This window comes from Acinetobacter sp. SFD, assembly GCF_001647575.1.
GTDB lineage: Bacteria > Pseudomonadota > Gammaproteobacteria > Pseudomonadales > Moraxellaceae > Acinetobacter > Acinetobacter pecorum.
This window is the reverse complement of record NZ_LSZJ01000001.1, coordinates 115,503-134,822: the sequence shown is the minus strand read 5'-3', so window position 1 is coordinate 134,822 and position 19,320 is coordinate 115,503. Positions and strand designations below refer to the sequence as shown.

The window sequence follows — 19,320 nt, the reverse complement described above, 5'->3', positions numbered from 1 at the left end:
TTATAGTTCAGGCAGCCACTCCCAGGCGGGCTGCAATTTGTGATACTTCATCACTGATGATCATACGGGCTTCTGGCGCACAGCGGCCACAGCATGTACCCAAGTCCAGCATATCGCGCACATCACGATAACTTTCAGCGCCATTTGCAATAGCATCTTTAATGTCTTGATCTGTAATGCCACGGCATAAACAAACGTACATAGGACACAACCACAGTGATTAAATAAGATAAGTAATATTATTGATAATTGTTATCGTTTGTCAATAAAAATCATTTGAAATCTTTTTTATAATAATTGGTGATTTAGATAAAAGAAGATGATCTGAACGGAAATCCGAGTGTTATCCGGATTTCCGCACAAAATAAGTGAATAATTTAAAACAGAGTCTTGAAATCTGGTTACTTAATTAATGATATAAATCATTGATTAATGATGACAATGCCATCCATTTCAACCAAAGCATCTTTAGGTAAACTGGCAACGCCTAAGGCTGCACGGGCTGGATAAGGCTGGGCAAAATATTCGCCCATAATTTGATTCACCAGCTGGAAGTGCGATAAATCCGTCAGGAAAATATTCAGTTTGGCGATGTCTGCCAATGAGCCACCCGCTGCTTCACAAACAGCCTTTAAATTGTCAAATACGCGACGAATCTGGGCCTCAATGCCTTCAACCAGTTCCATACTATAAGGATCCAAGCCAATTTGACCAGATAGATAGAGGGTATCACCGACTAAAATGGCTTGCGAATAGGTGCCAATCGCAGCAGGGGCATTTTCAGTATGGATTACTTGGCGGGACATTAATTTCTCCTTTATCATCAACATACATCATATTCGATCGTTTCGGCTGACAAAAGCATTATCGTTTTAAATGATTAACTCGCTTTAGACGCTTCACTCAGAATGACGGGTTGGGACAGACGGGTAATTCGGGGAAAACCGAAATACATGCGCAGGTCACGGATGATCTGTGCAATCTGTTTGCGGTTATGGACTACTATATTGACGTAGGTCTGGTTATCTTGAGAGCGGACCATTTCTACACCGGAATGTGCTTTACGGCATTGATAGATCAGGTCAGAGATCTGTTCATCATCCATCGCCAGGTCAATACAGAGATAGGCGGTAAAGCTGATATCGTCCAGATCATCGGCAGTCCATTGCAATGGCATGATGTTTTCAGGATGCTGATGCTGTTCATGCAGCAGGTTATGACAGCGTGAGCGGTGCACAATCAGGCCACGACGGGTCAAATGACCTTGAATCGGATCGCCAAGTACCGGATTGCAGCAATGTGCATATTTAACATCAACCCCTTCCGTACCCTGAATCAAGCGGCCCGAACTCGCAACATTCTGATGCTGGTCCTGGGCAAACAAATGATTGGCCACCAGTTGCGGTAATAAATCACCGACCGCAATCTGTTCAAAAAGTTGCTCTTTACTGGCAATGTGACGCCATTCCAGCAGGTTTTTCCAGTCAGCCTCGGTCAGATCCTGAATCGAGCGATGAAACAGTTTTAATGCACGATTCAGTGCCTGCTGTCCCACCAGACGCTGCTCGTCCAGATCCTGATCGCGCAAGATATTCTGGATTGCGCGGCGGGCTTTTTGAGTATTGATAAAACTGAGCCAGTCGGGATTGGGTGTCGCGAGTACATCAGTAATGATTTCAACCACCTGACCACTAGCCAATGGCGTTGATAGAGGTTTGGTTTCATTATTGATTTTAGCGCCCACCGCATGGTTGCCAAGGAACAAGCTGGCGGCATAAGCAAAATCAACTGCTGTAGCACCTTGTGGTAATTCATGCAGGTGCCCATGTGGGGTATAGACCCAGATTTTTTCCTGATGCAGATAATCCAGTAATTCACTAAATGTGGTTTTGGCACATTCACCATCGACCAGTACATTGAGATTCTGCATTGACGCCTGAATCGCAGAACGACAGGCTTGTGGAGCATTTTCGCCCAAAACTACACCGAAACGTGCGGCTTTACGCATCAGTTCGGTTTGAATGGTTAAAGACAAAGTGGTCTTTTCGCCTTTCAGGCGCATCATCAGGGACTGGTTGCCACCGGGTAAGGGGCGACGGATATGGTCTTCATAGCTTTGAATCTTAAAGCTTTGGGTCAGAATCTCTGCAAGACGATCACAATCGGCAATGCTCTGTAAGATAATTTCAAAAGCATGGCTATGCGTCAATTCTTGCAGGTCAATGTCATTTTTAACAAAATGACGAAGTAACTCGATATTGTTATTTTTCTTTTTGATGCGGCCTTGAATACCATTTTTCTGCAATAGTTCGGTCAGGTTTTTTTCCCATTTGGCCTGATATTCACAGCGTTTCGGTTTGGTTTCCTGCAGGGCAGTCTGAACATTGTTGTACATATCCAGATCAAGATTCTGATAGCACAAATGCTCCAGATTGTCGGCCATTTCATTCATGCCGACAATACGTGCCATCGGAACAAAAATTTCAAAGGTTTCCCGGGCAATACGGGCACGTTTGTCTGGGCGTAATGCTTCCAGGGTGGTCATGTTGTGATAGCGGTCAGCCAGTTTCACAATAATGACACGCGGATCCTGTAAGGTCGCTTGCAGAATTTTCCGGAAAGAAGCTGCTTTATTATATTCTTTATCGCTGGAATGACTCAGTTTGGTCACGCCATCGACCAGTTCTGCGACCGTGTTGCCGAATTTTTCAGCAATATCATCTTTACTGAACTCAGTGTCTTCAATCACGTCATGCAGCAGGGCTGCCATTAAGGTTTCAGTATCCAGACGCATATGCGCCAAAATGCAACTGACCGCAATTGGATGCAGAATATAAGGTTCACCACTTTTGCGAATAATGCCGTCATGGGCGATATCTGCATAATCACAGGCCGCAAGCACACGTTCAACGTCGTTTTCACTTAAATACGCGTCGATAATGATCTTTAGCTGTTGCTTGGCTTGACTGACCTGTGGGCCTGGCATAAAACACCTTTAAAACTGAATTTTTTACAAATTAAACCGAGAAAGCTCTAATGAAATGCAAAGTACAGAGCTGATTAATTTTTACTATAAAAAGTAGAAAATCTCTAGCAGTTTGCATGAGCTAACCCTTATGTTATAACCGTTCTGGTATAAATATAAAAGTCACATAACAAAAAAAGCCTAGTTTTAAACTAGGCTTTTTGATTGACGATCTCTTATTGGAAAGAAAAACCGTCTAAGTTCAGATTGTTTGCAGAAAGTGCAAGGTCCAGACTTGATGTCTGATAGTCTTGATCACGTTGCTTCAAAATATCTTTTGATACATGACCTGCAGCGATTTCACGTAAAGCAACAACAGTCGGTTTGTCATTGTCCCATTCTACAGTTGGTTCAATGCCTTGACGCGCCAATTGACGCGCACGCTTGCTTGCCACTAGTACAAGCTCAAAGCGGTTGTCTACATGGTCTAAACAATCTTCAACGGTGACGCGTGCCATAAGAATTCTCGTTTGAATAATAAATTTTAACAGACTGCACAGTATAAAAGGCTTTGTCTATAGACTCAAGTTTTAATCACTGCTCAGTCGGCGTGATCAGTTTCTGAATTAGCTTTTCATGACGGTTGGCTTGCTGGCTAAGCACCAGACGATTGGCAATAATCACTGCTTCAAGGTCATGCAGCGCCTTATTGAAGTCATCATTGATAATGATATAGTCAAAGTTGCTATATTGCTGCATATCTTCTACTGCGCAGCTCAGGCGATGTTCAATGACATCAACGGTATCAGTGCCCCGGTTAGACAAGCGTTCCCGCAAATCAAACTGGCTTGGCGGCAAGATAAAAATTTGTTTTGATTCAGGAAAAAGTCGACGAACCTGCTGTGCGCCCTGCCAGTCAATTTCCAGCAGTACATCATGGCCTTTAGCCAACTGTTCTTTCACCGTGGCCTGCGCGGTACCATAGTAATTACCAAATACTTCAGCGTATTCGATAAAACCACCTTCATTGACCAGATTTAAAAAATCTTCTTTGGTGGAGAAGTGATAATGCACGCCATCGAGTTCGCCAGGTCGTTGACCACGTGTAGTATGTGAAACAGAAACGTGAAGATTGTTGACACGCTCAAGTAGGGCTTTAACAAGGGATGTTTTGCCTGTTCCAGACGCTGCAGAAACGACAAACAAGAGACCCGACATGATATTTTTCCTGATATGATAAAATATCTTCTCTATTTTAGAGTAGAGCGGCTTTAAACTAAATAGTTGTCAGCCGATTGTTTACATTTATTTCAATTGAACCACTAAAAATGGTGTGAGTATTGAGGATTCTATGGAAATTGTTTTAGCCAACCCGCGTGGTTTCTGTGCTGGTGTGGATCGTGCCATTGCGATCGTGAACCGTGCCTTAGAATGCTTTAACCCACCAATTTATGTGCGTCATGAAGTGGTGCACAACAAATTTGTGGTCGATGACTTACGCCAGCGTGGTGCAATTTTTGTTGATGAGCTGGATGAAGTGCCTGACGATAATATCGTGATTTTTAGTGCACATGGTGTTTCGAAAGCCGTCCAGCTTGAGGCTGAACGCCGTGGTTTAAAAGTTTTTGACGCGACTTGCCCGTTGGTCACTAAAGTACATATTGAAGTGACGAAATATGCACGCGAAGGAGTGGAAGCCATTCTGATTGGGCATGAGGGACACCCAGAAGTTGAAGGTACCATGGGCCAATATGACAAGAAAAATGGCGGTGATATCTATTTAGTAGAAGACGAAGAAGACGTTGCTGCGTTAACTGTGCGAAATCCTGAAAAAGTAGCATTTGTCACTCAAACCACTTTATCAATTGATGATACGGCGAAAGTGATTGATGCCTTACGTCAAAAATTCCCAATGATCCAAGGCCCGCGTAAAGATGATATTTGCTACGCTACGCAAAACCGTCAGGATGCAGTGCGCGATCTGGCTGAACGTTGTGATGTAGTCTTAGTTGTGGGTTCACCAAATTCATCTAACTCAAACCGTTTGCGTGAACTGGCTGAACGTATGGGTAAATCTGCTTATCTGGTTGATAATGCCGATGAGCTCAAACAGGAATGGTTTGCAGAAAATATCCAGATTGGGGTAACAGCAGGCGCGTCAGCACCGGAAATTCTGATTAAGCAGGTCATTCAGCGGTTACAGGACTGGGGTGCCCAAGCACCACATGAGCTGGATGGGCGAGAAGAGAATATTACATTCAGCCTACCGAAAGAGTTACGTATTCCTGTAATCCAAGGCTAGACTGTTAACTGCTTAACATTCTGTTTTTTATTTAAAAATAAACAGATGGCTGTGAACTGACAGTTATCTGTTTTTTTATGCCTTTTATCTGTTCTGTGTAGTTTTTGTAATTTTAATAAGTAATAGTTTAAATGGGTGAATATGAGGCCCAAGGGGGAGGAAGTATGTATAAAAGCCAAGGATTTACTTTAATTGAGTTAATGATCACGATTGCGGTGTTGGCGATTATTGCAGGAATAGCTGCTCCTTCTTTTGGAAATATGATGACACAACAAAATCTCAAGAAAAGTACTAATGAACTCATCGGAGTATTGCAAGAAGCACGCTCTAAAGCTGTTTTAGAACGTCGGAATGTAAAGATTGAGCTCAAGTCTGTAGAAACACCAACTCGGGTAGCAAATACTGATACGGTTTTAAATTGGATGCCTTATGGCTCCACCACATTACTTCCAAGTAGTGCAACAGAAATTACATATGGATTTAATGGCGGTGTAGTTGGTGCAACTACAGATACGACATTTATCTTATGTAGTAATTCGGGCGGAATATCTCAAACTATTTCAGTATCTAAAATGGGAACGGTTCAACAAGTGGTGAAGGGAACATGCTGATGAATAGAATAAACCATCAACAGGGTGTTGGACTAATGGAAGTACTCATTGCATTGCTTATTCTGGCAATCGGCGTAATGGGATTTATTGCGCTTCAGTATAGAGCGGTTGAAGCAACTATAGAAAGTGGTTCGCGTATTCAAGCGATTAATTTAGGTCGTGACTTGGCTGAAAGAATGCGAGTGAATCGTGGTGCAGAAAATGTTTATACATATAACTTGAATACACCAGGGAAACAACTGGATAGAGCGAAAAACTGCTTTACTGCAACTAATTGTACAAGTACTGACTTTGCTGATTTTGATGTGTCCGAAATTTCTAGAAAAGCACGTTCAATTGGCATGATGATTAATTATTTGCCATGCCAAGGAAATAATGATGGGCGCCGTTGCATTTATGTAGCATGGGGAGACACTGCACCAACACATGGAGCAGTTGGGGAAGGAAACTGTACTTCGACTACTGCATATGATCCTGATTCAACCTGTTTAATTATGGAGGTCTACTGATATGAATAAACAAGTAGGTTTCACTTTAATCGAGTTGATGATCGCATTAGCACTTGGTTTGGTAATTAGTGCAGCAGCTTTGATGCTGTTTTTAACTGCATCAAGAAGTCAAGCATTACAACAAGGACAGGCGAGTTTACAAGATGATGCAAATTTTGGTTTAAATACAATTATTCAAGATATTCGCTTGGGTAATTTGAATACCGTTCAATCAAGTATCAATGATCTTAGTACCTATGGCGGTATTGTATTTAGGTCGAGTGCAAATGCAGTGACTGTAACAGGAACAGAAAGAGCTAATCTGCCTATTACACTTATTGGGGGTACTGTGGCACAGAATTTATTATCCAGAAGTCATGGTCAGACAGTAGGAAGTGCCCCACAGTGGTCTGGTATCTCAAATATAAATACTTTTTCTAGTGACCAATTAACAATTCAATATTTACCTCAATACATCAAAGATGATAAAGGCACCCTAGCCACTACAGATGATGTTTGGTATGGAGGATTTGATTGCGAAGGGAATAATTTAGAATTTACCCTGGCACAGGGGAGACAGGTAATAGTACAGCGTTACTTCTTAAGAGCTGATAGTAATAAAAGCGATAATGAGCCAAATCAGCCTTTAGCGCTTGCCTGTGATGCAGGGTATTATCCTTTAGATGGTAGTCCAACTTCTATTACAGGATTTGGAGATGCTGGACAGATTATTTTAAAACGCGCCGATCATTTCAGGGTGTTGTATGGTATTCAAAATGGGGCTAATTATCGTTATGTTGATGCTGCTACTTATCTTGCATTGCCAGCTCCAAGACCGCGAATTCTATTAATTCAATTAGGGATTCTTGGGCGCTCCAATCAGTCAGTGGGGAATGACAGCACCTTCTCAGACAGCCAAGTGTTTCAAGTATTAGATCAAGCTGTAAAAATTAAAACACCTGCAGCGAACTCTCCTAAATATGCTCGTCAAGTAGTAACACAAACAGTCGCTTTGAGAAATACATTTGGGGAAAGAGGGCAATGATTAAGAAACAACGTGGTGCAACGCTTATAGTGGTTCTACTTATATTGTTAGCTGTTATTGTCTTGGGAACGCTTGCAGTACGACAAGGAATGGTTTCTCTGGGAATTGCAACGAATAGTCAAGCGCAGCAGCTGTTGCTACAAAACTCGGACTCGGCATTTTTCAATATTGAAAGAGAAGATAATATCATTCAGGCACTCAGTGGCAGTGGGATGTTTGGCTATATTGGTGGGGCTGATGATAGAGATAAGGAACTTGTATTTTGCTATAGAGGTGCTGAACCAAGTTTCTTTGACATCAATCGTGCAAGTATCATCTATTGGAAAGCGGGAACAACTGCACCAACAAATAATGAATTTGGTACAGAAGGTTACTGTGATTCGAGTACAGGAAGTTCTACTAACTTTTTTACAAGTGGAAGAAAAGTGGTAATGACACAAGTCGCGGTCAAGTTTTCTAGTATTTCTGAAAATGATCCATTTTTTGGGGCGCAATTTGGTACGGATGAAGAAGCAGTTAAATTCGAGCGTAGTAAGGCAGTAAAGGTTTTTGCAGTTTCAGTTATGCCTAATCTTACGTCTGCAACGAGTTCAGCAATTAATGCATGTTTTCAAAATCATATGAGTGAAGTAACAATTCCTGTAGGGACTACGGTAAGTTTAAATGCACCGAGTAGAAGAACGGTCACAGAATGCCTGAGTGATCTCAATGTTCCGTTTACTTCTCATGTGACTGAATATGTCATTGTTCAGGACTTTGTCTAAATTTGGGGTAATGAAATGAAACAATTAAAAAATAATTTTCTAAGTTCATATGGCTATAAAGTTCTTGTTGCAAGTATGACTGCTCTTTCCACTGTATGTGTTACTACAAGTGTAACTCAGGCAAGTGATATTGAAATTTATCAAAATGCAAAGTCAGGTGACATTACTTTAATGTTTACACTGGATATCTCAGGAAGTATGGGGGCGCCTCAGCAAACTGGTGATCGTGATTCCTGTGATGTTCCTGCGGGAATTACTATTACTGATGATGGGTGGGAAGATTCTACTAATGGTACGCCTACTTATAGACGATATTATTGTAATGCTATAGAAACTAAAACCTATAAATATAGATCAAGAGTAGAGAGTAGTACACGCCGTTATTGGACTTGTGAAAATAATAGTCACAATGTTAGTTTGTGTACTTGGAGCAGTCGTTACAATCAAAAACCTTCAGATTACGATAGTTTATACAAAGAGACAGTACGTATAGGAGGTAGCGATTATACAGTCGCTTATGAAGGTATGGAGCGAAAGTATTACGACCGTATTACCCGTGTAAAAGACGGAATGTTTGATCTATTAAATGGTAATACTGCGAATAATATTCCACGTTTAACAGATGATAAAATTATAGGTCTTACTACATATTCTCGCCCAACAGGATTTGATAATTTAGGACGACCTTCAACAGCGGACAATGTGAGGGGGCAAGTTCGAATCCCAGCTCGTCCACTCGGTACGTTAGTTAATGGGGTAACTCAACGCCAATTATTGCTTAATGAGATTGCTATCTTAGGTGCACGAGGTGGTACACCAACAGCTCATGCTTATGCAGAAGCAGTAGCGGCGTTGTGGGGGACGTCTACAAAAGATGCAACAGAAAGTGGTTTCGGTTATGCAGGTACAGGGGTTACTTCAGGTAACAACTATGTACGGCCTACAAGTATACAGCGCCAAATGGATGATTTAGAAAGTCGTAAATGTAGTGGTCAAGGTGTATACGTCTTAACAGATGGTGTGCCAAGTAATAATAATAATGCACGAGGGTTAATGCGAAAGGCATTAGGTGATAATAGTTTTTCTTGTAGTGATAGTGGAACTGGTTGGGATTGTATTCAAAAATTTGCTGCAAATATTCTGGATACTAGGCGGAATGGTAATAGACCGATTCTAAAAACAGCTGTGGTTGGTTTTGGCGGTGACTTCAATAATATTCCATCATTTAGTAAGGAGTTAACGCAACAGGAAAACTTAGATAATATTACGAAATCAACTGCAACAACCGATGTTAAAAATGCTGCTCGTTGGGGAGTAGAGTCTGAGGGGGGGTGGTATTCAGGCAATAGCTCTCGTGATGTAGTTAATAGTGTAAATGATTTTATTAGCAATTTAGGACAACAAATTCCATCTGTTACAACTGGTTCGCCGACAATTCCAAGAGATGCTTTAAACCCTGCAGAGCTGCAGAACAATGCTTACTATCAAAGTTTCCAACCTACGCCCAATACTAATTATCAATTATGGTTAGGTAACTTAAAAAAATATGTAGTATCAGACAATGGCGTATTGAAAGCTCGAAATAATGCATCTGTTTTCGCGAGTGATGGAAGTGTTATTGAGCCAACTTATGATGCGAATGGAAATATTACCTCAGCTGTTTATGATTTTTGGGCTAAAGCAATTAATCCAGCTGTTGAAAATGCAGATGAAAATACAGTAGGTAGTAAAAAATTTGCAGCTAGGGGCGGGGCATGGTCTAAGTTGTTATTAGGAGCTAAAGCAAATGATCTGGCTGAGCGAAAATTATTAACTAATCGAAAAGCTATCGGAACTGGATCAACGGCTACTTTTGATGGTACAGGATCATTACGACAAGTAGATCTTTCAGATATATTGGATACAACTTATCAAAATGATCCGAATCGTGGTTATTTAATATCATTATTAGGTTATAACATCGATGTTAATAGCCCGCCAACGACAGTTGCAAATTTAATTACCCAACCAGCTCTACGTCAGATGGGTGCAGTCATGCACTCTTACCCTGTACTTGTTACAAATAAAGGTAAATTAAGCTATAACTCGACTGATAAAGTTATGCAGTCTACTAATAGAGAGGACTATGTATTATTTGGAACAACTCAAGGTTTGTTACATGTTGTAGATGCTGAAACAGGTGCTGAAAAATTTGCATTTGTTCCTAATGAGATGGTTGAAAATCAGAAGGATGCATTCCGACTTTCCAGTGTCACAAATCAAGGGATGGATAAGCTTTTTTATGGTATAGATGGTCCTTGGGCATTAGATACGCGTTATGTGATTGATGGTTCTGGTAATCTAACTGTAGGTAATGGTCGAACCAGTAGTCAAAAGGGCTGGCAAATTGCATACGGTGGTTTGCGCATGGGAGGCCGAAGCTATTACGCTTTAGATCTTAGTAATATTAATGCCCCGAGTTTAAAATTTCATATAGATCCAGCTACAAATACTGTTTACAGTGGCACATCAAGTAAGACATTCTCACAATTGCAATATATGGGTCAGAGCTGGTCAAAACCCTCGATTGCATGGATCAATTGGGGAGGCGTACGTAAACGCGTTATGTTTGTAGGCGGAGGATATGATGCCGGTGGTGATGATGGTGATGCACGTACCAACGGGATAAAAGGAGTATATGGCGGTTATGAAGACCATAATTACAACCAAATTAATAAAAAAGGTGCTGGCATCTATATGTTTGATGCCGATAATGGTGACCTATTGTGGTGGGCAAGTGATAACGTAGCGAGCAGTTCGGGAACTTCTACTAACTCAGGCGTGATTGCAACAAAGCATGCAGATTTAAAATATAGTGTGACCAGTCAAATTCGTACGGTTGATCGTGATGGAGATGAATTAGTTGATCATATCTATTTTGGTGATTTAGGTGGCCAATTATTTAGAATTGACTTTGATAACTCAAAGAATATAAGGGGCGCAGTACCTAAAACACCAACTCGATTACTAAACCTAAATGCCGGAGCGAAAAGTCCGCGTTTTTATGATATGCCAACTTTTTCTCTTTATAATCATGGCGGAACTACGTTTGCATTAATATCAACCGGTAGTGGAAATCGTAGTAAGCCATTACAAGACTATACTGCTTCTGATAATACTTACGATTATGATGCTATTTATAATATATATGATAAAGATGTCGCTCGACGTGATTTATTTACTACAACAACTAGGCTCAATACAAAAGATGTTACTAAATCGAGTTTAGGTGAGATAACAGATGCAAACCGTTTCTCAAATATGAATTTAATAGCTAACTTTACTAATACTAACGGTTGGTTCTATAGGTTTAAAACGTGCACAGCGGGTGTGGATGGTACAACTAACAATTGTAGTAGCTATAAGAAACAAAGCGAGAAAGTATTTGGTACACCCTTGGCGATGAACTATAAATTATATGTTTCTACCTTTGATGCGAGTAAACCTGGTATTTCAGGTGACTGTGGTGCTGGGGTTAAAGGTGAAAGTATGATTACAGCTTTTTGTTTGCCATATGGCCAATGTGCTTCGGAGCCAGCTGATTCACGTGCTGTAATTGGTGTAGGTATTCATACTGTAACCGTTGGTGGTAAAGATGATGGAGGTGGAGGAAAGCCTGATTGTGAAGGTGACAGCTGTCCACCTGTAACTTGTGGTGATGAAGCATGTCCACCAGAAGCGGAAGGTGAGTCTAGTGCAAAAAATTACTGTATTCAAACAAGTGGCCGTATTGCTCTAACTGTGACGGGTGGTTTCGGTGGTGGTGAAGCAACAGAAATGTGTCTGATTCCCCAACGTTGGTATGAAAAACTAGCGCGTAAAAACTGATAGGTGACTTATGAATTTAAATATTTCACCAGTAAAGGGTTTTACTTTGGTTGAACTCATGGTTGTGGTCGTAATTGTAGCTATATTTGCTGCGGTTGCGATTCCATCCTATCAAGCTACTGTACGACGTGGTCAGGCTGCGCAAGCACAAGATCAACTCCAACAAATAGCAATGATGTTAGATAAGCATAAGTCTCGCAACTTTAGCTATGAGGGAGCTAATGTGCCAACGGATTTGAGGGTGCTGCCTAAAGGTGCAACTGGAACAGCTGTTAAGTACAATTTTGTTTTAGTTCCTGGCGCCACCGGACAAACATGGGTTGTGACAGCTGAAAGTCAAGATACGCGAAACTTTAGCTTCTTAATGTCAAGCACAGGCTTGCGCTGTAAAAATAAGACTTGGGCTAATATTAATACCACGACCATGACGTGTGGAGCGGGGCATGAAGAATGGTAAATGAAAATAAAGGCTTTACGCTTATCGAACTCATGATTGTGGTGGCAATTATAGGTATCCTTGCTGCGATTACTTATCCTTCATATCAGGAATATGTTCGAAAAACGAAAAGAACTGAAGCTCAAGCTGAGTTATTGGATATTGCTCAAAAAATACAGCGCTATAAAATTGCTAATTTTTCTTATATGAAAGATGTTGGAGGGACACCAACGGCTATTACGTTAGCAGATATACAGCACTCAGGAAATATTCCATCACAAGGTGAAGTCCTATATACCGTCGCTTTAACTAATGTCGGGTTGAGTACATGGACACTTGTAGCTACTCCTAAAACCGGTACTGTGGTTGCTAACAATGGTGTTCTTTGTTTAAATCAAAGAAACCAGAAATTTTGGGCTAAGGGTGCGGTAGCTTGTGCCTTGAGTGAAACATCTACTTGGGACGGTCGCTAACTCAAATCCAAAATTCTACCTAAATACTTTTTGATCTTTCATTCAGGGCAAAGTTCAAGTAAAATACTGCCCTCTATGAAAGGGGTTTGAGCTGTATCGATGGTCGGTACAAGGATAATCCGTAAAAACTATAAGGTTCTATCATGGTTGTTATTCGTCTTGCACGCGGTGGTGCTAAAAAACGTCCGTTCTATCAAATTATTGTGACTGATAGCCGTAATGCACGTGACGGTCGTTTCATCGAACGTATCGGTTTCTTCAACCCTACAGCTCAAGGTAAAGCAGAAAAACTTCGTTTAGATGCTGACCGTTTTGCTCACTGGGTTTCTCAAGGTGCTCAACCTTCTGATCGTGTTGCTTCTTTAGCTGCTCAAGCTAAAAAAGCTGCAGTTGCTGCATAATTTTTATATAAATTAGGTAGTAGCTTGCCCATGACACCAACACAGAATGTTCCCGAAGATCGTATTCAGATTGGACAGTTACGTTCAGCATATGGATTAAATGGGTGGCTCTGGGTCTATTCCAATACAGACCCCATGAGCAACATATTTGACTATCTGCCTTGGTACATTGAGACCAAAGCAGGTTGGCAAATTGTCGATGTAAAACGTTGGAAACCACATGGTAAAGGCCTGGTTGTTTCGCTGAAAGGTGTGAGTGATCGCACTGCTGCAGACGAACTGGTTGGCTCCAATGTCTGGATCTCTAAATCGCAACTGCCTCAAGCTGGTGTAGATGAGTATTACTGGTCTGATTTGAAAGGTCTAACGGTGTTAGGTCTGGATGAGCAGGAACAAGAAATCAATCTCGGTCAAATTTTTGAGCTGTTTGAAACAGGTGCTAATGATGTGATGGTAGTTCGCGCAACTGCCGACAGCATCGATGGCGAAGAGCGAATGATTCCATGGCATAAAGATGTGGTGCAACGCGTTGATCTTGAAGCTGGTCGTATCTACGTCAATTGGGGCGTAGATTACTAAGAATTTTTCGGAAATAAGGGAGTCTGCGATGTTCTTTGCAGTCATTACGCTTTTTCCTGAAATGTTTGAAGCGATTACAGCCTATGGTATTAGCGGGCGCGCAGCAAAACGTGAATTGATGCAAATTCATTGCATCAATCCTCGCGATTATGCGACGGGCAACTATAAACGCGTGGATGAACGTCCATTCGGTGGTGGTCCGGGTATGGTGATGATGGCTGAGCCTCTGGCAAAAGCAATCCAGCATGCCAAAGAGCTTGCAACGCAAGCGGGTGCAGTTCAGGTTCCTGTGGTGTATATGTCACCGCAAGGAAAAACCTTAAACGAAACTGCGGTACAGGATTTTGTCAAATATGACGGATTAATTGTACTCTGTGGACGTTATGAAGGCGTCGATGAACGTTTGATCCAGCAATATGTTGATCAGGAATGGTCAATTGGAGATTACGTGTTGTCGGGTGGTGAACTTCCTGCGATGGTTTTATTGGACAGTATTATCCGGAGACTTCCGGGTGCCATGTCTGATGAACAGTCACACGTGCAAGACTCATTTGTGGATGGTCTGCTAGATTGCCCACAATATACCAAGCCAGATCATTTTGAAGGTTTGGATGTGCCTGAGGTGTTAAAGTCCGGGCATCATGCCAATATTGAAAAATGGCGGTTTTTGCAGCGATATCAGCGTACACTTGAACGCCGCCCAGAGTTGGTGGAAAAAGTCGAACTGAGCAAGCAGCAGAAAAAATGGCTAAAAGATTTGTAAGATATTGATGAGTGATCATTTCTGTCTTCAAGCAAGTACTTAAAATGATTTAAGTATTCTTTAATAGGCTCTTTATGGTTGAGATGGTCAACCATAAAGGGAAAGATAATCGGGTGTATGCGCTTTAGCCTCTATACCCAGCGATGATCAGACCTCTTCTGACTCGCACATATTGGAGATACCCCATGAGCGGTAAGCATCCTTTAGTTCAAGTAATTGAAAACGCACAATTGAAACAAGACATCCCTGCTTTTGCACCAGGTGATACAGTTATTGTTCAAGTTAAAGTAAAAGAAGGCGAGCGTGAGCGTTTACAGGCGTTCGAAGGCGTTGTAATTGCTAAGAAAAACCGTGGTTTGAACTCTGCGTTCACAGTACGTAAAATTTCTAGCGGTGTTGGCGTTGAGCGTGTATTCCAAACTCACTCTCCAATCGTTGCTGGTATCGAAGTGAAACGTCGTGGTGACGTTCGTCGTGCTAAACTTTACTACCTACGTGAATTGTCTGGTAAAGCTGCACGTATTCGTGAAAAATTACCAGCTCGTAAAACTAAAGCTTAATTTTAAGCTTTATACGAGTGAAAAAAATGCGCCTCTGGGCGCATTTTTTATGCCTGATTTTTATTTAGATTTATTCGAAATGTTCCTGCAAAGGCAAGATCATGGCATCCAAAATATCCAAGAAAATTTTATGCAGAAACATCAGGAATAATACAAAATATCCCCAAGACTGGAATCCTGCATTAAAAAGTTGAATGCAAATAAAACATTGTGTGATAGCCAGTAAAATACTGATCCATACATTTGCGATAATATGTCGATGACAAGAGGGGCAATAATAAGGCTCATATTTTTTAAATTGAAAAGGATTAATCACTTTTCGTTTGCAACAGGGGCAGATTCTTTTAAATCTGTTTTTGATTTCTATAGAACGTATCTGCATTTATTTTATTTCACAGTTCTTTTTATATTTGATGAATATTTTATATGCAGTTTAATCATGATTAACAAGTAAATTTTAAGAAAAAATTTAGCGAAAAATAAGATGGAAAAAGCCTCTGGATGAATAGAGGCTTGTGTAGCTCTATAAACCTTGCAGTTTTAAGCGGTTGGCATGCTGGCGATAAACATCGACTGGGTCTGGAGCAAAGACATTTTTTAACCCGAGTAACTGGTTCACTTCGTCCAGGTGGTTCCAGTTGTAGTTATCCCGAATGGTTTTACCGAATTTGGCACTACAGCGGGAGACCAGACCATCATTTTCCTTGCCGCCATCAATGAGCAGGGCTGTAACTTTGAGTGCTGAATCAGGATCGAGCGGGTTGGTAACTTGGCCTACACCTGTGAATGAATAGTTGTAGATACCTTTTTGTTGATATGCACCTTCACCACAGGTGGTAGTCGGCATACCCAGTGGATATTTCTGATTGAATTGCGCAGATCCTGCCAGGGTCAGGCTGCGACCACCAGCCAGAGAATCATGCGGGAAACTGTTCGGGTCTAACCCTTGTGCCCAGGTGATGGCCTTAGACACCAGGTTGATGCCACCCACTAAAGGCCCTTGTATCGGTGTACCTTCTGCTTGCAGGATCAGGTCTGCAACCGGGGAGCCCTTATGTGGAGCACCGACGGAAGTCAGGGAAGCAACTATTCCATTCCCCGCACCTGCGACATAACGAATGGTCGGGCCACCATGCGAATGACCGATCAGATTGACTTTCTTTGCACCGGTAATGGCCAGAATTTCATTTACTTGCTCTAAAAGTTGCTCACCACGAATTTCCGATGAGTTAAAAGGTGAGACACGGGTTGCCCAGACATTGCCGCCATTACGCGCCAGATCCGGTAAAATCTGATACCAGTAATCCAGTCCAAACTGGTCAGTACCGATCCGGATGAAACCCGCCATCCCATGTGCAAAGACAATCGGATATTGGGTCTTGGCATATTGTGAACTGGCTTTTGCTGTGACCTGACTGGCCTGGGTGGATGCCTGGGTGCTGAGACATGTACCTGCCAGCAGCAGGCCGGTGATTAATATTCCGAATTTCATTATATTTTCCTCACGTTTGTTGTTTTAACAGGATGATCCTCATCCAGTTGCCTAAAGTTCCCCTCTGTAGCAGGGACTTAGTTTCCTAAGTTTTTTTAATTAATAGAGATGATCTATTCATAAAGATGAGTGATTTATAAGCCTTGCAGTTTGAGTCGGTTGGCATGTTGGCGATACAGGGCGACCGGATCCTGCGCAAAGGCCCCCAAAATGCCGAAAAACTGGTTTACTTCATCAAAATGGTTATGGGCATAGTCCTGACGGATGATCTGGCCATAGCGTCCGCTACACAGTGGCAGGGCACCATCATTGGCTTCTCCTTTCAGAAAACTGCTACCTAAAGTCACGACTGTAGATTCAATCGCATCCAAGGAATTGGTTGCCTGCCGGTTGCCCATCCAGGAATAGTGGTAAATTCCATTGGGTGTAAGTTTGCTGCCTTGAGACTGACAGTTTTGGGGAATAGCAACGGAACCATATTTTCTATTGAAAGCCTGAATCGCCTCTGGGTTCATGGCTTGCAGTGCCTCGATCATACTGACCGGATACTGGTTGCCTGTAACCAGATTCATGCTGTGGCCCAGAATTTTCCCGATGGCATGAATAAAGGGTTCAAGGAGGGGTGTCTGGCTGGCATTGACAAAAACCGGTGTGCCTTGCATGGCGCCTGCAATGGCGGTTAAAGAGGCGGCTTTATGCGGTGCAACGCCCTCGATATATTGAATCGTTGGGCCACCTTGGCTATGCCCAATCAGATTGACTTTCTTATGGCCTGTCAGTGCCAGTACTTCATCAATTTGCATCAAGAGCTGTTCGCCGCGCAGTTCATTGGACGCAACAGCAGACAATTCGGCAGAAAACACCCGTGCACCATGCCGGCTCAGATCTTGGGGAATCTGATACCAATAATCCAGACCGATGCTCTCCGTTCCAATCCGGTTAAAACCCAGACCAAAACCATGCACAAAGACCATCGGGTATTTTGTCCTGGCATAACTTGAGAGAATAAAATTGCTTTTATATTGTTGTAATGCCGAGGCTTGCACAGGGCCAGTTAATAGGGAAACCAATAGCAAAAAGCTTAAGTACGATATTATTTTTTTCATTGCAGCTTCCCGATCACGGATAGGTCAAATAAAAAATAATCAGAAAAAAGCCTATATCTCAGCTGAAATATAGGCACTCTGGGATTATAAACCTTCTAATTTGAGCCGGTTGGCATGCTGGCGATAGAGGGCGACCGGATCGGGTGCAAACATACCCTTCAGACCAAACATCATGTTGGCCAGGTCCGTATGATTGAGTTTGTACTGGTCATGAATGACCTTGCCCATGAACGCACTACAGCGTGACACCATGCCATCATTGTCTTTACTGCCATAAGATAAAGGGCCGAGCTGCATCAGAATCGTATCAATATCCAGGGCATTGGTGGCTTGGGCTACACCTGTCCATGAATAATAATGGATTCCTTTACTGTCTTTCTGCTTTAAATTTTTATTGCAGTTTTCTGTGGAGGCCAATACACCATCTTTGACCACCTGCTGCGCCACGGTGGCATTAAAAGTATTTGAGCCGGTCTGGGTCAGGGATTTCATGGAAGCATCAAAATCAATTTCCAGTTCAGGTTTAAACTGGCCCAGTGCAATCAATGGACCAATAATATAATCACCTAAAATGTTAAAGGCGGTACGGGTCAGGCGATTATTCTGAATATCATCTGCCACTTTGGAGCCATGGTAGGTTCCTGCAACGCCAGTGATAGACGCAATATACTGCGGCTGGGTCGCTGCAACATACAGCACTGTTGGTCCGCCATGGGAATGGCCAATCAAGTTCAGTTTTTGCTTGCCGGTAATTGCCAGAACCTCTTCAACCTGATGGATCAGTTGTTCCCCGCGATGCATCGTAGTATTTGCCGGCGATAATTGTGCCGCAAACACGGTTGAGCCATTACGTGCCATATCTGGCAGAATCTGATACCAGTAATCCAGCCCGATACTATCGGTGCCAATACGTGACCAGCCTAACCAGCCATGCACCATCAGGATCGGATATTTGGTCTTGGCATAGTCGGATCTACTCTTTTCGGTGACTTGTGTTGCACTCACTGCGGCCTGAGTCTGTGCAGAAAAGCTGAATCCCAGCGTTGTTATTAAAGCTACAGTCATAAACTGTGCTGTCTTACTAAAAGTACGCATAACTGTCCCTTTTTAATTTTATCGTTATTCAAGCAATCATTGCTTTGTATAAAGTGCTGCAAGCCACAAAATCAGAGGATGAAAATACAGTTCCGGCCTTCAGTGGCTGAGCAAATTTTCTTTTTTAAAAAGGGTATTTTTTCATTTCAAAGCGTTTAAACCATGTCATTTCAGGACATGCAGGACAGGAGGTTTTTACATTGTAAGCATATGTTTTATTTACACATGTATTTAAATTACAAGTGGCTGAAATACAAAAAGCTCGTGCGGGTTATTTTGTGTAAATAAGAAATATTTGGAAACAACTCTTAGGAGTTGTTTTTAGCACAACAATTAAGTCTTAAATATTGAGGTCATAAAAAAGCCATCAACA

At 42.0% G+C, this 19,320-nt stretch carries 20 protein-coding genes; 12 read left to right on the top strand and 8 right to left on the bottom strand.

Annotated elements, in window-relative coordinates; genetic code table 11:
* Nucleotides 1-7: 7 nt before the first annotated feature.
* The 5 genes from AY605_RS00755 to gmk form a co-directional block, all read right to left on the bottom strand.
* Complete coding sequence (locus AY605_RS00755) at nucleotides 8-202, bottom strand: bacterioferritin-associated ferredoxin (RefSeq protein ID WP_064094586.1); 195 nt, start codon at nucleotides 200-202, stop codon at nucleotides 8-10.
* 220 nt (nucleotides 203-422) lie between these two features.
* Complete coding sequence (locus AY605_RS00750) at nucleotides 423-806, bottom strand: RidA family protein (RefSeq protein ID WP_004644973.1); 384 nt, start codon at nucleotides 804-806, stop codon at nucleotides 423-425.
* A 74-nt stretch (nucleotides 807-880) separates the two neighbouring features.
* Nucleotides 881-2,986, bottom strand: coding sequence for a RelA/SpoT family protein (locus AY605_RS00745; protein WP_064094585.1), 2,106 nt, complete (start codon nucleotides 2,984-2,986; stop codon nucleotides 881-883).
* 215 nt (nucleotides 2,987-3,201) lie between these two features.
* Nucleotides 3,202-3,483 (bottom strand): DNA-directed RNA polymerase subunit omega, encoded by a 282-nt coding sequence (rpoZ, locus tag AY605_RS00740; protein ID WP_004650579.1) that lies wholly within the window; start codon nucleotides 3,481-3,483, stop codon nucleotides 3,202-3,204.
* 76 nt (nucleotides 3,484-3,559) lie between these two features.
* Entirely contained in the window at nucleotides 3,560-4,183 is a 624-nt protein-coding gene (gene gmk, locus AY605_RS00735; RefSeq protein WP_064094584.1) for a guanylate kinase, read from the bottom strand.
* Between the two features lie 133 nt (nucleotides 4,184-4,316).
* On the opposite strand from gmk, the gene ispH reads away from it, so the two are divergent.
* From ispH to rplS, 12 genes are all read left to right on the top strand, one after another.
* Complete coding sequence (gene ispH / locus AY605_RS00730) at nucleotides 4,317-5,267, top strand: 4-hydroxy-3-methylbut-2-enyl diphosphate reductase (protein WP_064094583.1); 951 nt, start codon at nucleotides 4,317-4,319, stop codon at nucleotides 5,265-5,267.
* 164 nt (nucleotides 5,268-5,431) lie between these two features.
* Entirely contained in the window at nucleotides 5,432-5,878 is a 447-nt protein-coding gene (locus tag AY605_RS00725) for a GspH/FimT family pseudopilin (protein ID WP_064094582.1), read from the top strand.
* On the top strand, nucleotides 5,878-6,387 hold the full coding sequence (gene pilV, locus AY605_RS00720; RefSeq protein ID WP_064094581.1) for a type IV pilus modification protein PilV: 510 nt from the start codon (nucleotides 5,878-5,880) through the stop codon (nucleotides 6,385-6,387). Before AY605_RS00725 ends, pilV begins: the two co-directional genes overlap by 1 nt.
* Nucleotide 6,388: 1 nt before the next feature.
* Nucleotides 6,389-7,411 (top strand): PilW family protein, encoded by a 1,023-nt coding sequence (locus tag AY605_RS00715; protein ID WP_064094580.1) that lies wholly within the window; start codon nucleotides 6,389-6,391, stop codon nucleotides 7,409-7,411.
* Nucleotides 7,408-8,175 carry a hypothetical protein gene (locus AY605_RS00710; protein ID WP_064094579.1) on the top strand — a complete coding sequence of 256 codons (768 nt, stop codon included), beginning with the start codon at nucleotides 7,408-7,410 and terminating at the stop codon, nucleotides 8,173-8,175. The genes AY605_RS00715 and AY605_RS00710 overlap by 4 nt, the downstream gene beginning before the upstream one ends.
* Nucleotides 8,176-8,190: 15 nt before the next feature.
* Complete coding sequence (locus tag AY605_RS00705) at nucleotides 8,191-12,042, top strand: PilC/PilY family type IV pilus protein (protein WP_064094578.1); 3,852 nt, start codon at nucleotides 8,191-8,193, stop codon at nucleotides 12,040-12,042.
* Between the two features lie 10 nt (nucleotides 12,043-12,052).
* On the top strand, nucleotides 12,053-12,499 hold the full coding sequence (locus tag AY605_RS00700) for a type IV pilin protein (RefSeq protein ID WP_064094577.1): 447 nt from the start codon (nucleotides 12,053-12,055) through the stop codon (nucleotides 12,497-12,499).
* A complete protein-coding gene (locus AY605_RS00695) occupies nucleotides 12,493-12,951 on the top strand; it encodes a type IV pilin protein (protein ID WP_064094576.1) in 459 nt (152 codons plus the stop codon). Before AY605_RS00700 ends, AY605_RS00695 begins: the two co-directional genes overlap by 7 nt.
* 143 nt (nucleotides 12,952-13,094) lie before the next feature.
* Complete coding sequence (gene rpsP / locus AY605_RS00690) at nucleotides 13,095-13,352, top strand: 30S ribosomal protein S16 (protein WP_004281198.1); 258 nt, start codon at nucleotides 13,095-13,097, stop codon at nucleotides 13,350-13,352.
* Between the two features lie 30 nt (nucleotides 13,353-13,382).
* Nucleotides 13,383-13,931 carry a ribosome maturation factor RimM gene (rimM, locus tag AY605_RS00685; RefSeq protein WP_064094575.1) on the top strand — a complete coding sequence of 183 codons (549 nt, stop codon included), beginning with the start codon at nucleotides 13,383-13,385 and terminating at the stop codon, nucleotides 13,929-13,931.
* Between the two features lie 28 nt (nucleotides 13,932-13,959).
* Complete coding sequence (gene trmD, locus AY605_RS00680; RefSeq protein ID WP_064094574.1) at nucleotides 13,960-14,694, top strand: tRNA (guanosine(37)-N1)-methyltransferase TrmD; 735 nt, start codon at nucleotides 13,960-13,962, stop codon at nucleotides 14,692-14,694.
* 185 nt (nucleotides 14,695-14,879) lie between these two features.
* Nucleotides 14,880-15,254: a 50S ribosomal protein L19 gene (rplS, locus tag AY605_RS00675; protein WP_005101283.1), complete on the top strand. Its 375-nt coding sequence runs from the start codon at nucleotides 14,880-14,882 to the stop codon at nucleotides 15,252-15,254.
* A 523-nt stretch (nucleotides 15,255-15,777) separates the two neighbouring features.
* Here rplS and AY605_RS00665 read toward each other — a convergent pair.
* The 3 genes from AY605_RS00665 to AY605_RS00655 all read right to left on the bottom strand — a co-directional run bounded on the left by AY605_RS00665 (nucleotide 15,778) and on the right by AY605_RS00655 (nucleotide 18,947).
* Nucleotides 15,778-16,746 carry an esterase/lipase family protein gene (locus tag AY605_RS00665; protein ID WP_064094572.1) on the bottom strand — a complete coding sequence of 323 codons (969 nt, stop codon included), beginning with the start codon at nucleotides 16,744-16,746 and terminating at the stop codon, nucleotides 15,778-15,780.
* A 134-nt stretch (nucleotides 16,747-16,880) separates the two neighbouring features.
* Nucleotides 16,881-17,852, bottom strand: coding sequence for an esterase/lipase family protein (locus tag AY605_RS00660; protein ID WP_064094571.1), 972 nt, complete (start codon nucleotides 17,850-17,852; stop codon nucleotides 16,881-16,883).
* A gap of 84 nt (nucleotides 17,853-17,936) precedes the next feature.
* Nucleotides 17,937-18,947: an esterase/lipase family protein gene (locus tag AY605_RS00655; RefSeq protein WP_064094570.1), complete on the bottom strand. Its 1,011-nt coding sequence runs from the start codon at nucleotides 18,945-18,947 to the stop codon at nucleotides 17,937-17,939.
* Nucleotides 18,948-19,320: the final 373 nt, after the last annotated feature.